The following is a 14,869-nucleotide window of genomic DNA, read 5'->3' as shown; positions in this document are numbered from 1 at the left end:
ACTGACAGTCAGGCACCTGCGCGTCCCCGGCGTCTTGCGTAGCGTGGCCCCGGGGGAGTCGACGGGGGCCACCGGACACCGTCCGCATACCATCGACGCCAGAACGTCCCGCCCGGCGGGAAACGCTCGAACGAGGGGACCGAGGGATCACCGTGGACGAGAGCGGGCAGCCGCAGTCCAGCACCGGCGACACGACACAGCCTGCGAAGGACGCCCCCCGCCCTTCCCCGGCCCGCCCCCACCTGTCCCCCGACAACGGCCCCCCACAACGGCCCGCCTCCACCGGACCGACGGACGACGACCGCTCCGCACGGCTTGAGGCCGAGGGGGCTGAGCCGCTCACGGCGGCCCCGGAGGAGATCAACGGGGACGTCCGGCCCGTCGTACGGCCTGAGGCCGAGGGGGCTGAGCCGCGCACAGCGGCCCCGGGGGTGACCAACGGGGACGGCCAGCCCCTACGCCCTGGCACTGAGGGGGCTGAGCCGCCCTTGGCCGCCCCGGGGGTGACCAACGGGGATGGCCAGCCCGTACAGCCTGGCGCTGAGGGGGCTGAGCCGCCCTTGGCCGCCCCGGGGGTGACCAACGGGAATGGCCAGCCCGTACGCCCTGGCGCTGAGGGGGCTGAGCCGCCCATGGCCGCCCCGGGGCAGACCGGCGCGGACGGTCGGCCGCCGCAGACCGGCCCGGAACGGCAACGCCTCGCGTCCGCCCAGGCGCAGCCGCCGGGCCCGCCGCAGGAGGACGGGGACCGGCTCGCTCCCGGTCCCGCCGAGGGGCAGACGCCCGCAGGGGAGACGGCGAGCGACCCCGCGCAGGGGCGGTCACCGGGCGGCTTGGCTGACCAGCAACCGATCGGCCGGCCCACGGCAACCCCGGGCAACCAGCCCACGACCGGCGCGCAGCAGCCCGGCCCCGCCGATGCCGCCGCGCCCGGGCCCCAGGCCGGGGACAGCCCGACGGCGCACCACCCGACCCGGCCGCCCGAGCCGGGCCCCGGCCCCGCGGTGCCGCCCGCCGAGAGCAGCGCCGCGCGGCCTGACCCCCGGAAAGAAGACATCGCGCGGCCTGACCCCCGGAAAAAAGACACCGCGCGGCCCCACGACACCCACCCCGACCGCGCCGCCGCCACCTCCGGCAAGCGGAAAGGTCCCACCCAGCCGCCGGCCAATCCCCGGGGCGGGATTCTCATGGGGCGGCCCTTCGGCGTGCCCGTGTACGTCGCCCCGAGCTGGTTCCTCGTCGCCGCGCTGATCACCTGGGTCTTCGGCGGCCAGCTGGACCGCGTGCTGCCCGAGCTGGGGGCCGCCCGCTACCTGGTCTCACTGTTCTTCGCGGTCGCGTTCTACGCCTCCGTACTCGTGCACGAGCTGGCCCACACCATCGCCGCCCTGCGCTTCAAGCTCCCGGTCCGCCGCATCCAGCTGCAGTTCTTCGGCGGGGTCAGCGAGATCGAGAAGGAGTCGGAGACGCCGGGCCGCGAATTCGTGCTCGCCTTCGTCGGGCCCCTGCTCTCCCTCGTCCTCTCCGGCGTCTTCTACCTCGGCATGAGGGCGGTCGAGCCCGGCACCGTCCCCGGCGTGCTCCTCGCGGGCCTGATGGTCTCCAACCTCATCGTCGCCGCGTTCAACCTCCTGCCCGGCACTCCACGGCGGCCGGATGCTCCGCGCCGTCGTCTGGAAGATCACCGGCAAGCCCATGAGCGGCACGATCGCCGCCGCCTGGGTGGGCCGCGCCCTCGCCGTCACCGTCCTCATCGGCCTGCCCCTGCTCACCCAGACCGGCGCCCTCGGCGGAGACCCGGAGGACGTCGGCGGCATGGACACCGTCACCGACGCGCTGCTCGCCGCGATCCTCGCCGCGATCATCTGGACCGGCGCGGGCAACAGCCTCCGCATGGCCCGCCTGCGCGAGCACCTCCCGGAGCTGCGCGCCCGCACCCTCACCCGCCGCGCCGTCCCCGTCGAGCCCGCCACCTCGCTCGCCGAGGCCCTGCGCCGGCCAACGAGTCGGGCGCCCGCGCCCTGGTCGTCGTCGACCCGGACGGCGAGCCCCGCTCCCTCGTCGCGAGGCCGCCATCGTCGGCGTCCCCGAACACCGCCGCCCCTGGGTCGCCGTCAGCGGCCTCGCCCAGGACCTCACCGACGGCATGCGCGTCTCCGCCGAGCTCGCCGGGGAGGACCTCCTCGACACCCTGCGCGCGACCCCGGCCACCGAGTACCTCGTCGTCGAGAACACGGAGCGATCTACGGCGTCCTCTCCGCCGCCGACGTCGAACGCGCATTCGTCAAAGCCATGGCCCGCCCCTCGTGATCCCGGCCACGCGCGCGTGGTCGGCGCCCGCCCCCACGCCCGGTACGCTGGTCACATGTCCGAACCGACCGGTGCCGCCCGCCGACGCGGGCCCTTCAAGGTCGGGGACCAGGTACAGCTGACCGACCCCAAGGGCCGCCACTACACGTTCACGCTCGAGGATGGGAAGAACTTCCACACCCACAAGGGTTCCTTCCCGCACGACGAGCTGATCGGCGCTCCCGAGGGCAGCGTTGTCCGCACCACCGGAAACGTCGCCTACCTCGCGCTGCGCCCCCTGCTCCCCGACTACGTCCTGTCCATGCCCCGCGGCGCCGCCGTGGTCTACCCCAAGGACGCGGGGCAGATCCTGGCCTTCGCCGACATCTTCCCCGGCGCCCGCGTCGTCGAGGCGGGCGTGGGCTCCGGCTCGCTCAGCAGCTTCCTGCTGCGCGCCATCGGCGACGAGGGCATGCTGCACTCGTACGAGCGCCGCGAGGACTTCGCCGAGATCGCCAAGGGCAACGTGGAGCGCTACTTCGGCGGCCCGCACCCGGCCTGGCAGCTCACCGTCGGCGACCTCCAGGACAACCTGACCGACGGCGACGTCGACCGCGTCATCCTCGACATGCTCGCCCCCTGGGAGTGCCTGGACGTCGTCAAGAAGGCGCTCGTCCCCGGCGGCATCCTGTGCTGCTACGTGGCCACCACCACGCAGCTCGCCCGCACCGTCGAGTCCATCCGCGAGATCGGCTGCTTCAACGAGCCCACCTGTTGGGAGTCGATGATCCGCAACTGGCACGTGGAGGGCCTCGCCGTCCGCCCGGACCACCGGATGATCGGCCACACCGGCTTCCTGCTCACCGCCCGCCGCCTCGCGGACGGCGTCGAGCCGCCCATGCGCCGCCGCCGCCCCGCCAAGGGCGCCTACGGCGAGGACTACGACGGCCCGAACGCCGACGGCGGCAACCGGGGCCGCTGACCCGCGCCCCCAGGAACGTACAACCGCACACGAACGCGTCGGCGCCGCCGTCCAGTTCCCCGCCCCGTACGGGAACTCGACCGCGGCGCCGACGCGTTGTGACGGTGAACGGACGCCCCGGCCCGCGCGCGCGGGGTGCCGCACGCAACAAACGTCCCACCCCGCCGTTCCGTCGGACTGTGACGTATGGCACGATGCTGGCCACTCCCACCGGCACAGCCCTCACAGGAGACACTTCCTCGTGCAGCAACCCGCCGTCCCGGAACTGGCGCACACCACCACCCGGCCCATCCACTGGCTGGCCACCGCCGCGGCCCTCGCCGCCGTCGTCGCCGCCTCCGGCTTCCTCCAGCCGGGCTCCGCCACCGCGGCCCAGCCCGAGGGCGCCCGGAACCAGTCCGCCGGCACCACCACCCACGCCGTCGCCGCGCCCGACCCGGCCGCGGTCCATTTTCCGCTCGACTGCGGCCCGGTCGGCATCGTCGTCCAGCGCAAGGCCTCCGGTGACCTCGACGGCGACGGCAGGCCCGAGACCGTCGCCGTCGTCCGCTGCGACGCGGGCTCCGGTACCCCGCCCAACGGGATCTATGTCCTCACCCAGCCCGCGGGCGGAAAGCCCCGCGTGGTCGCCACCCTCGTCGACCCGAAGGACCAGTTCTCGGTCAGCGCCTTCGGCGTACGCGACGGCGCCGTCACCGCCACCCTCGACGGCTACTCCTCCGACGACGTTCCGCGCTTCCAGCCCGACGTCCACGACCGCGCCCAATGGCAGTGGAGGAACGGGGCGTTCGTCCGCTCCACGCCCGCCAGGGCGAGCAGCGTCTGAACCGACGCCCCCCAGCCGGCACACAGGAAGGGCCCCGCACCGGCGGGGCCCCTCCTTGCGAAATGTGACGGCGGTCACACTGAACGCGCCAATCCGCGTCAGTCCGCGTCGGGTCCGTACACCTCGACCCTGTCCGAAACGCGGCGCACATGGATGCAGTCGCCCGGACACTCCTTCGCCGACGCCACCACGTCCGTGAGAAGCGGAAGCGGCACGGGCGTTGAGGCGCCGGCGTCCTGCAACAGCTCGTCGTCCGCACTCTTCACATATGCGAGACCGTCGATGTCCAGCTCGAAGACCTCCGGCGCGTACTGGGCGCAGATCCCGTCCCCGGTACACAGGTCCTGGTCGATCCACACCTCCAGCGGAACACCGCTGTCCATGGTGGATCCGGCCTCTTGCCGTACGGTCATGTCTCCTGCCGTTTCCTGCGTCGCAGCCCCGGCGAACCCGCTTCACAGCAGCAAGTCCGGCCAGGCCTGACGGGTGTTGAACACTTCGACCCTACAACCGCCCGCTTTCCGATGTTGTTGGGTGGGTATTCCACTGGCGTGAGGGAGAGCGCAAGGGTGAAGATCAGACACACCTCGACCGTCTTTGTGATCTAGGGGTTTCAATCAACACCCACCCAGGTAGGGTCTGGAAGCGTCCAGCTCCCCTTGGAGGAGGTGAGGACCGTGGCAGCCCACGACGACGACATCAACCGCGGCATCCGCCCGGGACGAGGGTCCGACGACCCCGCCGGGCAGATTGCCTATCTCGAGCAGGAAATCGCCGTCCTGCGGCGCAAGCTCGCCGACTCTCCGCGTCATACGAGGATTCTCGAAGAGCGGATCGTCGAGCTGCAGACCAACCTGGCCGGCGTATCCGCACAGAACGAACGGCTCGCGAACACGCTCCGCGAGGCCCGCGACCAGATCGTGGCCCTCAAGGAGGAGGTCGACCGGCTCGCACAACCGCCGGCCGGCTTCGGAGTCTTCCTCACGGCCAATGAGGACGGCACCGCCGACATCTTCACCGGCGGCCGCAAACTCCGGGTGAACGTGAGCCCCAGCGTCGAGCTCGAAGAGCTCAGGCGCGGCCAGGAAGTCATGCTCAACGAAGCGCTCAACGTGGTCGAGGCCATGGAGTTCGAGAGCGTCGGCGACATCGTCACCCTCAAGGAGATCCTCGAGGACGGCGAGCGCGCCCTGGTCACCGGCCACACCGACGAGGAGAGGGTGGTCCGGCTCGCCGAACCGCTCCTCGACGTCGTCATCCGGCCCGGCGACGCCCTGCTCCTCGAACCCCGCTCCGGCTACGTCTACGAGGTCGTGCCCAAGAGCGAAGTGGAGGAACTGGTCCTCGAAGAGGTCCCGGACATCGGCTACGAGCAGATCGGCGGCCTGGGCAACCAGATCGAACTGATCCGCGACGCGGTCGAGCTGCCCTACCTCTACCCGGACCTCTACCGGGAGCACGAACTGCGGCCGCCCAAGGGCGTCCTGCTCTACGGCCCTCCCGGCTGCGGAAAGACCCTGATCGCCAAGGCGGTCGCCAACTCCCTCGCCAAGAAGGTCGCGGAAGTGACCGGACAGGGCCAGGGCAAGAGCTTCTTCCTCAACATCAAGGGTCCCGAACTTCTCAACAAGTACGTCGGCGAGACCGAGCGGCAGATCCGCCTCGTCTTCCAGCGCGCCCGTGAGAAGGCCAGCGAGGGCACCCCCGTCATCGTCTTCTTCGACGAGATGGAGTCCCTCTTCCGCACCCGCGGCTCCGGCGTCAGCTCCGACGTCGAGAACACCATCGTCCCGCAGCTCCTCGCCGAGATCGACGGCGTCGAGGGCCTGCAGAACGTGGTCGTGATCGGCGCCTCCAACCGCGAGGACATGATCGACCCGGCCATCCTGCGCCCCGGCCGACTCGATGTGAAGATCAAGATCGAGCGTCCGGACGCCGAGGCGGCCAAGGACATCTTCGGCAAGTACCTCACCCAGCGCCTGCCCCTGCACGCCGACGACCTCGGCGAGCACAGCAGCGACCGGGCGGCCACGGTGGCCAATATGATCCAGACCGCCGTGGAACACATGTACGCGGAATCCGAGGAGAACCGCTTCCTGGAAGTCACGTACGCCAATGGCGACAAGGAAGTCCTGTACTTCAAGGACTTCAACTCCGGCGCAATGATCGAGAACATCGTCGGCCGCGCCAAGAAGATGGCCATCAAGGCCTTCCTCGAACAGAACCAGAAGGGCCTCAGGGTCGCCCATCTCCTCCAGGCTTGCATCGACGAGTTCAAGGAGAACGAGGACCTTCCCAACACCACGAACCCCGACGACTGGGCCCGAATCTCCGGAAAGAAGGGCGAGCGGATCGTCTACATCCGCACCCTCGTGACCGGAAAGCAGGGCGCGGACACCGGACGTTCCATCGACACGGTGGCGAACACCGGTCAGTACCTGTAAAAGACAGGGTGGCTGCGGGTGCCCCGACCGGGCACCCGCAGCCCACTGTTTTTCCGGGCAACTACCACGCGGCCAGCCGCTTCACGTCGGAGCGAAGCAATGACGCAAATGATCTCCCCACCAGCGCAGAGGCGTTCTAGGCTCTTCCATACCGCCGAGTCGCGCCGTGCGGGGACGGGCACCGCACGCGCATCCGAGAACCAGCGGTACTTGAGCGCCGCCCCCGACCGAGGGCGCCGCCGGGCAAGGAGGGCCGCATGACCGTACGGCGAGTAATGGGCATCGAGACGGAGTACGGGATCTCCGTCCCCGGCCACCCCAATGCCAATGCCATGCTCACCTCGTCCCAGATCGTCAACGCGTACGCGGCGGCGATGCACCGGGCCCGCCGCGCCCGCTGGGACTTCGAGGAGGAGAACCCGCTGCGCGACGCCCGGGGCTTCGACCTCGCCCGCGAGGCCGCCGACTCCAGCCAGCTCACCGACGAGGACATCGGCCTGGCCAACGTCATCCTCACCAACGGCGCGCGCCTCTACGTCGACCACGCACACCCCGAGTACAGCTCCCCGGAGATCACCAACCCGCGCGACGCCGTCCTGTGGGACAAGGCCGGCGAGCGCATCATGGCGGAGGCGGCCGACCGCGCGGCCCAGCTGCCCGGCGCCCAGCCGATCCACCTCTACAAGAACAACACCGACAACAAGGGCGCCAGCTACGGCACGCACGAGAATTACCTGATGAAGCGGGAGACCCCCTTCTCGGACATCGTGCGCCACCTCACGCCGTTCTTCGTCTCCCGCCAGGTCGTCACCGGAGCGGGCCGCGTCGGCCTCGGCCAGGACGGGCACGAGCACGGCTTCCAGCTCAGCCAGCGCGCCGACTACTTCGAGGTCGAGGTCGGCCTGGAGACCACCCTCAAGCGCCCGATCATCAACACCCGGGACGAGCCGCACTCGGACGCGGAGAAGTACCGCCGCCTCCACGTGATCATCGGCGACGCCAACCTCTCCGAGATCTCGACCTACCTCAAGCTCGGCACGACCGCCCTGGTGCTCTCCATGATCGAGGACGGCTTCATCGCCGTCGACCTGGCCGTGGACCAGCCCGTCCGCACCCTCCACCAGGTCTCCCACGACCCCTCCCTCCAGCACCTCATCACGCTCCGCAGCGGCCGCACACTCACCGCCGTACAGCTCCAGATGGAGTACTACGAGCTGGCCAGGAAGTACGTCGAGGAGCGCTTCGGCGCCGACGCCGACGACCAGACCAAGGACGTCCTCAGCCGCTGGGAGGACGTGCTCGGCCGCCTGGAGAGCGACCCCATGAGCCTCTCCGGCGAGCTGGACTGGGTCGCCAAGCGCGAACTCATGGAGGGCTACCGGCGCCGCGACGACCTCGACTGGGACGCCGCGCGCCTCCACCTCGTCGACCTCCAGTACGCCGACGTACGGGCCGAGAAGGGCCTGTACAACCGTCTGGCGGCCCGGGGCAAGATGAAGCGCCTCCTGACCGAGGACGAGGTGGAGAAGGCCCGTACGTCGCCGCCCGAGGACACCCGCGCCTACTTCCGCGGGCGCTGCCTGGAGCAGTACGCGGACGACGTCGCCGCCGCCTCCTGGGACTCGGTCATCTTCGACCTGCCCGGCCGCGACTCACTGCAACGGGTGCCCACGCTCGAGCCCCTTCGCGGAACGCGTAATCACGTGAAGGAGCTGCTCGACCGGTGCCGGACGGCCGAAGATCTGGTCCGCGTGCTCTCCGGCGGCTGATCCACGGCTGAAAGGCCCGTCGCAGGGGAATCACAGAGGTGGGCCCCGCACGTTGCACCAATACGTTGCTTCAACCGCGGGGCCGATGTCAGAGCCGACTTGTAGGGTTCTGATCACGAACAGCCTGTACGACACGTACGACACATACGACGTGTATGTCGAACCGAGCGGGGTGAGCTGGATATGGCGACCAAGGACACCGGCGGCGGACAGCAGAAGGCGAACCGTACCTCCGAGGAGGTCGACGAGCAGGTCGAGGACGCCCAGGCGACCGACGACCTCAAGGAGCGCCAGGAAAAACTGAGCGACGACGTCGACTCGGTTCTGGACGAGATTGACGATGTACTCGAGGAGAACGCAGAGGACTTCGTGCGCTCATTTGTGCAAAAAGGCGGGCAATAACGGACATGTCGCACCAGGGTGATAAGAGGTGCACTGGGTGCAAGAGATTGCTCCCATTGGCTTCTTTCGCTGCCGACCGGAACCGGTTGGACGGCCTGCAGGTGCGATGCCGGGAATGTGTCGCGAAGTACAGTGCGGCGCATTACCGGCGCCGCCGTGAGGCGATCGGTAAGCCCGTGCGCGATCGGGTGGATGTGCCTGCCGGGCACAAGCTCTGCCGCGCTTGCAATGAGATCAAGCCGCACAGCGAGTGGCACCGCAATGCCTCGGCCTCCGACGGTCTGTCGACCCGTTGCAAGGCGTGTCGAGCGATCCAGGGCCGACAGGACCATCTCAAGCGCAACTACAACCTCACCGAGGCAGAGCGCGACGCGATGGTCGCCTCTCAGATGGGGATCTGCGTGATCTGCCTCAAGGCTCCCGCAGTTCATGTGGATCACTGCCGTGAGACGGGTAGGGTCCGTGGCGTACTGTGCTTCAACTGCAATTCGGCCATCGGCAAGTTGGGGGACGACCCCGACACGACTCGTCGAGCCGCCGCATACCTGGAAGGAAACGCGTGGAAGCCAACCCTCGTAGCACCGGGCGTCTACCGGCTGCCTTCCTGACGCCCGGGTCGTCGTCCTTCATGGACTTCCTGGCCGAGCACCAGCCGGAAATCCTGCCGGGCAACCGGCAGTTGCCGCCGACGCAGGGCGTCATCGAGGCCCCGCACGGCACGACCATCGTCGCCGTGACGTTCCCGGGAGGCGTCGTCCTCGCCGGCGACCGCCGCGCCACGATGGGCAATGTGATCGCGCAGCGCGACATCGAGAAGGTCTTCCCGGCGGACGAGTACTCGGCCGTCGGCATCGCCGGCACCGCCGGTCTGGCCGTCGAGATGGTGAAGCTCTTCCAGCTGGAGCTGGAGCACTTCGAGAAGGTCGAGGGCGCCCAGCTGTCCCTGGAGGGCAAGGCGAACCGGCTGTCCACGATGATCCGGTCGAACCTCGGCATGGCGATGCAGGGCCTGGCCGTCGTGCCGCTGTTCGCCGGGTACGACGTCGACCGCGAGAAGGGCCGCATCTTCTCGTACGACGTCACGGGCGGGCGCAGCGAGGAGCACGGGTACGCCGCGACCGGTTCGGGTTCGGTCTTCGCGCGGGGGGCGATGAAGAAGCTCTTCCGCGACGACCTGACGGAGGAGCAGGCGACGACGCTGGTCGTGCAGGCGCTGTACGACGCGGCGGACGACGACTCGGCGACGGGTGGTCCCGACATGGCGCGGCGGATCTTCCCGATCGTCACGGTGATCTCGGAGGACGGTTTCCGTCGTCTCACCGACGACGAGTCGTCGCAGATCGCCCGGTCGATCCTGGAGCGGCGGCTGGAGCAGCCGGACGGTCCGCGCGCGGCTCTGCTCTGAGCCGCGGGTCGCTTCTTTCTTCCCCCTGACGCCTACTGACGCGTTACTGACAGAAAGGGACGGATAGCCGGTGTCGACGCCGTTCTATGTCTCACCCCAGCAGGCGATGGCCGACCGCGCGGAGTACGCGCGCAAGGGCATCGCCCGCGGTCGCAGCCTGGTTGTGCTGCAGTACGCCGACGGCATCGTGTTCGTCGGCGAGAACCCGTCCCGTGCCCTGCACAAGTTCAGCGAGATCTACGACCGGATCGGTTTCGCGGCCGCCGGTAAGTACAACGAGTACGAGAACCTGCGGATCGGTGGCGTCCGTTACGCGGATCTGCGGGGTTATACGTACGACCGTGACGATGTGACGGCGCGTGGCCTGGCGAACGTGTACGCGCAGACGCTGGGCACGATCTTCTCCAGTGCGGCCGAGAAGCCGTACGAGGTGGAGCTGGTGGTCGCGGAGGTCGGTGAGACGTCCGAGGGTGACCAGATCTACCGGTTGCCGCACGACGGGTCGATCGTGGACGAGCACGGTTCGGTCGCGGTCGGTGGTAACGCGGAGCAGATCAGCGGTTATCTGGACCAGCGTCATCAGGACGGCATGTCGCTGTCCGAGGCGTTGAAGCTGGCCGTGCAGGCGCTGTCGCGCGACACGAACGGGAGCGAGCGGGAGATTCCCGCGGAGCGTCTCGAGGTGGCGGTGCTCGACCGTACGCGGCCGCAGCAGCGGAAGTTCAAGCGGATCGTGGGGCGGCAGTTGTCGCGGCTGCTGACGGCGGAGGGTGCGGCGGCGACGTCGAAGGCGGCGTCCGACGCGGTGTCCGACGACGTCTCGGACGACAACGGGGACGCCGAGGAGTAGCCCGCGCTTCCTGACATGTGTGTGCCCCGGCAGGTTGCCGAACCTGCCGGGGCACACACATGTCAGGACCGGGTGCGCGGTGGTGGCGCTGTGGAGCCGCGTACGACCAGTTCGACCGGGAGCGGGGTCGTGTCGGGTGTGCGGCCTTCCAGGACGGCGAGGAGGGCGGCCATGCCGTGTTCGCCGAACTGTTCGGCGGGGAGGCGGACGGTGGTGAGTTCGGGTTCGACGGCGGTGGCGAGGGAGAGGTCGTCGAAGCCGGTGACGGAGAAGTGTTCGGGGATGCGCAGGTTCATGCGGCGGGCGGCTTTGTAGGCGCCGGTGGCGAGTTTGTCGTCGTCGCAGACGAGGGCGGTGGGCAGGTCGTGGCCGCTGGTGTGGAGGGCGCGTTCGGTGGCGGCCATGGCGTCCTCGACGGTGAGGGCGGAGCGGACGGTGCGGACGGTGGTGCCGGGCACTTCGGCGGTGCAGGCGGCGAGTTCGCGGGCGCGTACGTCGAAGGTCCAGGAGGGGACGGCGGAGGCGAGGTGCAGGAAGCGGCGGTGGCCGAGGGCGAGCAGATGGTCGGCGAGCTGCCGGACGCCGTCGGTGAGGTCGAGGTTGACGGTGGTGGCGCCGGGGCTGCCGGCCGGGTCGCTGTCGAGCATGACGAGGGGCAGGTCGTCGCCGCGCAGGGCGGTGACGGCGTCGGCGGCCATGGAGGAGGCGAGGATGCCGTCGAGGGCGGCGCGTGCGGAGGGGAAGGGGTCGCGGGCGGGGCCGATGCCGTCGGGGGAGGGGTAGAGGACGAGGCCGAAGCCGTGTTCGGCGGCGAGGCGGGCGGCGCCGGTGTAGACGCCCGCGAAGAACTCGTTGGTGAGGGCGGGGACGACGAGGAGGGCGGTGCGGGTGCGGCCCATGCGGAGGTTGCGGGCGGCGAGGTTGGGGCGGTAGCCGAGTTCGCGTGCGGCGTCGCGGACGCGTTCGGCGGTGGCGGGGGCGACGCGTCCGCGCCATTTGTCGCCCATGACGAGGGAGACGGCGGCTTGTGAGACGCCTGCGGCGCGGGCCACGTCCCGGCTGGTGGGGCGGGTGGTCGCCGTCCCGTCCGTACCGCTGGTCACTGTTGCCTCCGTGGGTCCGCCGGCCGGGCCGGCGTCTGCTGCCCGGGGTGCTCGAACGTTATCGGGTGGTTCCCGCGCCGACGCGGGTGGTACGTATAACGCCGATCCGTGATACGTATAACGCCTCGACGTTATACGTACAACTTGACGGAAGGGCGGGCCATGGCCGCCGGTTATGCGGAGATCCTCCGGGCGCGGCACGCGATGCGGCTGCTCACCGGCACGCTCGTCGGCAGGCTGCCGAACGCCACGGCGTCCATCGCCATCGTCCTGTTCATCCGCGCCGAGGGCGGCTCGTACTCGCTGGCCGGTGCGCTGGCCGCCGTGTACGGGGTGGCGAACGCGGTCGGGCAGCCGGTGCTCGGGCGCCTCGTCGACCTGCGCGGGCAGCCGACGGTGCAGCTTCCGGCCGCCGTCCTGTCGGCGCTGGCGATGACGCTCTTCGCGTTCGCCGGCACCGGCGCGCCCGGGCTCGCGTACACCTCCGTGGCCGCCGCCGGACTGTTCACGCCACCGCTGGAGGGCGGGCTGCGGGCGCTGTGGCCGAGCGTGCTGCCGCGCGAGGAGCAGGTGCACACCGCGTACGCGATGGACGCGATCGCGCAGGAAGTCATGTTCACCGTCGGGCCGTTGCTGGTGACCGTGTGCGTGTCGCTGTGGTCGGCGCAGGCCGCGCTGGTCGTCCTGAACGTCATCGGCGTGCTCGGCGCCCTCTCCGTCGTCGTGTCGAAGCCCTCGCGCGCGTGGCGGTCCGCGCCGCGCGAGGCGCACTGGCTGGGCGCGCTGCGCTCACCGGGCCTGCTCGTCCTGCTGGCCGCCTTCCTCTTCATCGGGCTCGCGCTGGGCTCGATCACCGTGGCGGGGGTCTCGTACGGGGACGAGCACGGCGGCGACGCGGTGTACGGCTGGATGATGGCGGCGCTCGGGCTCGGCGCCCTGGTGGGCGGGGCGGTCTACGGCGCGCGGCAGTGGAGCGGCGCCCCGGAGGCGCGTCTTCGGGTGCTCGTGGCCCTTCTGGCGCTGTTCTACGTGCCGTTGGCGCTGATGCCGGGCCCGGTGGCGATGGTGGCGCTGACGGCGGTCGCCGGGGTGTTCCTCGCGCCGTGCATCGCGTGCGCGTTCATCGTCGTCGACCGGCACGCGCCGCGCGGGACGGTGACGGAGGCGTTCTCGTGGCTCGTGACGACGTTCACGGTGGGCGCGAGCGTCGGTACGGCGGTCGCGGGTCCGGTCGTCGAGTGGGGCGGGACGCGGTGGGGTTTCGCCGTGCCGGCGGCCACGGGAGCCCTCGCGCTCCTGGTGCTCCTCGCCACCGGACGGGTACTCGGGGACCCGCCCACGTCCGGGCGTGTCGCGGCCGGTTCGGAAAATGATCCAAACCGTGCTGTCGAACCCCGTTTCAGCTCGGGGGATCGGGCGTAATGTTCAGACATGGACCGCCGCATTTTCGGGCTGGAGAACGAGTACGGCGTCACATGCACGTTCAGGGGACAGCGCCGTCTGTCGCCTGACGAGGTGGCGCGGTACCTCTTCCGCCGTGTCGTGTCATGGGGCCGCAGCAGCAATGTCTTTCTGCGGAACGGTGCCCGCCTCTATCTGGACGTGGGATCGCATCCGGAATACGCAACGCCGGAATGCGACAACGTGACCGAGTTGGTCACCCACGACAAAGCCGGCGAGCGCATTCTGGAAGGCCTGCTCGTCGACGCCGAACGCCGCCTGCACGAGGAGGGAATCGCAGGCGACGTATACCTCTTCAAGAACAACACCGACTCGGCGGGAAACTCCTACGGCTGCCACGAGAATTATCTGGTGGCGCGCCATGGGGAGTTCTCGCGGCTCGCGGACATTCTCATTCCCTTCCTGGTGACGCGTCAGCTGCTGTGCGGCGCGGGCAAGGTGCTGCAGACCCCGCGCGGTGCGGTGTACTGCGTCAGCCAGCGGGCCGAGCACATCTGGGAGGGCGTCAGCTCCGCGACGACGCGCTCCCGGCCGATCATCAACACCCGTGACGAGCCGCACGCGGACGCCGAGCGCTACCGGCGCCTGCACGTCATCGTGGGCGACTCGAACATGTCCGAGACGACCATGCTCCTCAAGGTCGGCGCCACCGACCTGGTGCTGCGCATGATCGAGGCGGGCACGGTGATGCGCGACCTGACCCTGGAGAACCCGATCCGGGCGATCCGCGAGGTCAGCCACGACATCACGGGCCGGCGCAAGGTGCGTCTGGCCAGCGGCCGCGAGGCCTCCGCCCTGGAGGTGCAGCGCGAGTACTACGAGAAGGCGGTCGACTTCGTGGAGCGCCGGGGCATCCGCACCGGCACCGTCGACCAGGTCCTGGAGCTGTGGGGCCGCACGCTGGACGCGATCGAGGCGGAGGACCTCGACCGCATCGGCACCGAGATCGACTGGGTCATGAAGTACAAGCTCATCGAGCGCTACCGCGCCAAGCACAACATGACCATGTCGCATCCCCGGGTGGCGCAGATAGACCTCGCCTACCACGACATCCACCGCCGTCGCGGGCTCTACTACCTCCTGGAGAAGAAGGGCCAGGCCGCCCGGATCTGCAACGACCTGAAGATCTTCGAGGGCAAGTCCGTGCCGCCGCAGACCACGCGCGCGCGGCTGCGCGGCGACTTCATCCGCCGGGCCCAGGAGCAGCGCCGTGACTTCACGGTCGACTGGGTCCATCTGAAGCTGAACGACCAGGCGCAGCGCACGGTGCTGTGCAAGGACCCGTTCCGCAGCGTGGACGACCGGGTGGAGAAGCTGATCGCCGGGATGTAGCACCGG

General features: G+C 69.8%; 12 protein-coding genes and 1 pseudogene. 11 read left to right on the top strand and 2 right to left on the bottom strand.

Annotation, left to right across the window (positions count from 1 at the left end; all coding sequences use genetic code 11):
• Positions 1 to 1,124 precede the first annotated feature (1,124 nt).
• From N5I75_RS06405 to N5I75_RS06395, 3 genes and pseudogenes are all read left to right on the top strand, one after another.
• Positions 1,125 to 2,310 (top strand): annotated as a pseudogene (locus N5I75_RS06405) (site-2 protease family protein); the annotation flags it as partial.
• 55 nt (positions 2,311 to 2,365) lie between these two features.
• Entirely contained in the window at positions 2,366 to 3,271 is a 906-nt protein-coding gene (locus N5I75_RS06400) for a tRNA (adenine-N1)-methyltransferase (protein WP_476675196.1), read from the top strand.
• 241 nt (positions 3,272 to 3,512) lie between these two features.
• Positions 3,513 to 4,097, top strand: coding sequence for a hypothetical protein (locus N5I75_RS06395; RefSeq protein ID WP_476675195.1), 585 nt, complete (start codon positions 3,513 to 3,515; stop codon positions 4,095 to 4,097).
• Positions 4,098 to 4,195: 98 nt separating this feature from the next.
• On the opposite strand, the gene N5I75_RS06390 is transcribed toward N5I75_RS06395, so the two are convergent.
• The gene (locus N5I75_RS06390; protein WP_476675194.1) at positions 4,196 to 4,510 is read right to left on the bottom strand and encodes a ferredoxin; all 315 of its coding nucleotides are present in this window, start codon (positions 4,508 to 4,510) and stop codon (positions 4,196 to 4,198) included.
• 264 nt (positions 4,511 to 4,774) lie between these two features.
• On the opposite strand from N5I75_RS06390, the gene arc reads away from it, so the two are divergent.
• The 6 genes from arc (at position 4,775) to prcA (ending at position 10,967) form a co-directional block, all read left to right on the top strand.
• Positions 4,775 to 6,541, top strand: coding sequence for a proteasome ATPase (arc, locus tag N5I75_RS06385; RefSeq protein ID WP_476675192.1), 1,767 nt, complete (start codon positions 4,775 to 4,777; stop codon positions 6,539 to 6,541).
• A gap of 257 nt (positions 6,542 to 6,798) precedes the next feature.
• Positions 6,799 to 8,310, top strand: coding sequence for a depupylase/deamidase Dop (gene dop / locus N5I75_RS06380; RefSeq protein WP_476675190.1), 1,512 nt, complete (start codon positions 6,799 to 6,801; stop codon positions 8,308 to 8,310).
• Positions 8,311 to 8,493: 183 nt separating this feature from the next.
• A complete protein-coding gene (locus N5I75_RS06375; protein ID WP_476675188.1) occupies positions 8,494 to 8,712 on the top strand; it encodes a ubiquitin-like protein Pup in 219 nt (72 codons plus the stop codon).
• 5 nt (positions 8,713 to 8,717) lie between these two features.
• Positions 8,718 to 9,320: an endonuclease VII domain-containing protein gene (locus tag N5I75_RS06370; RefSeq protein WP_476675186.1), complete on the top strand. Its 603-nt coding sequence runs from the start codon at positions 8,718 to 8,720 to the stop codon at positions 9,318 to 9,320.
• Complete coding sequence (gene prcB, locus N5I75_RS06365; RefSeq protein WP_476675184.1) at positions 9,272 to 10,117, top strand: proteasome subunit beta; 846 nt, start codon at positions 9,272 to 9,274, stop codon at positions 10,115 to 10,117. Before N5I75_RS06370 ends, prcB begins: the two co-directional genes overlap by 49 nt.
• Before the next feature lie 70 nt (positions 10,118 to 10,187).
• Entirely contained in the window at positions 10,188 to 10,967 is a 780-nt protein-coding gene (gene prcA / locus N5I75_RS06360) for a proteasome subunit alpha (protein WP_476675182.1), read from the top strand.
• Positions 10,968 to 11,029: 62 nt separating this feature from the next.
• Here the strand turns inward: prcA and N5I75_RS06355 are convergent, their stop codons facing one another.
• Positions 11,030 to 12,070 (bottom strand): LacI family DNA-binding transcriptional regulator, encoded by a 1,041-nt coding sequence (locus N5I75_RS06355; protein ID WP_476675180.1) that lies wholly within the window; start codon positions 12,068 to 12,070, stop codon positions 11,030 to 11,032.
• Positions 12,071 to 12,232: 162 nt separating this feature from the next.
• Between N5I75_RS06355 and N5I75_RS06350 the strand changes: the two genes are divergently transcribed.
• The gene (locus N5I75_RS06350; RefSeq protein ID WP_476675178.1) at positions 12,233 to 13,492 is read left to right on the top strand and encodes an MFS transporter; all 1,260 of its coding nucleotides are present in this window, start codon (positions 12,233 to 12,235) and stop codon (positions 13,490 to 13,492) included.
• A gap of 9 nt (positions 13,493 to 13,501) precedes the next feature.
• Positions 13,502 to 14,863, top strand: a complete 1,362-nt coding sequence (gene pafA, locus N5I75_RS06345; protein WP_164558827.1) for a Pup--protein ligase — start codon at positions 13,502 to 13,504, stop codon at positions 14,861 to 14,863.
• Positions 14,864 to 14,869: the final 6 nt, after the last annotated feature.

It is taken from the genome of Streptomyces sp. R818 (genome assembly GCF_056172735.1).
The sequence above is the reverse complement of the archived record's forward strand: the minus strand, read 5'-3'. Positions and strand labels throughout refer to the sequence as shown.

What these genes read in the sequence shown, in the direction of transcription:
- N5I75_RS06350 (WP_476675178.1), top strand. Translation starts at nt 12,233, where the DNA reads ATGGCCGCCGGTTATGCGGAGATCCTCCGGGCGCGGCACGCGATGCGG.
- N5I75_RS06370 (WP_476675186.1), top strand. Translation starts at nt 8,718, where the DNA reads ATGTCGCACCAGGGTGATAAGAGGTGCACTGGGTGCAAGAGATTGCTC.
- pafA (WP_164558827.1), top strand. Translation starts at nt 13,502, where the DNA reads ATGGACCGCCGCATTTTCGGGCTGGAGAACGAGTACGGCGTCACATGC.
- N5I75_RS06390 (WP_476675194.1), bottom strand. Translation starts at nt 4,510, where the DNA reads ATGACCGTACGGCAAGAGGCCGGATCCACCATGGACAGCGGTGTTCCG.
- N5I75_RS06400 (WP_476675196.1), top strand. Translation starts at nt 2,366, where the DNA reads ATGTCCGAACCGACCGGTGCCGCCCGCCGACGCGGGCCCTTCAAGGTC.
- N5I75_RS06375 (WP_476675188.1), top strand. Translation starts at nt 8,494, where the DNA reads ATGGCGACCAAGGACACCGGCGGCGGACAGCAGAAGGCGAACCGTACC.
- dop (WP_476675190.1), top strand. Translation starts at nt 6,799, where the DNA reads ATGACCGTACGGCGAGTAATGGGCATCGAGACGGAGTACGGGATCTCC.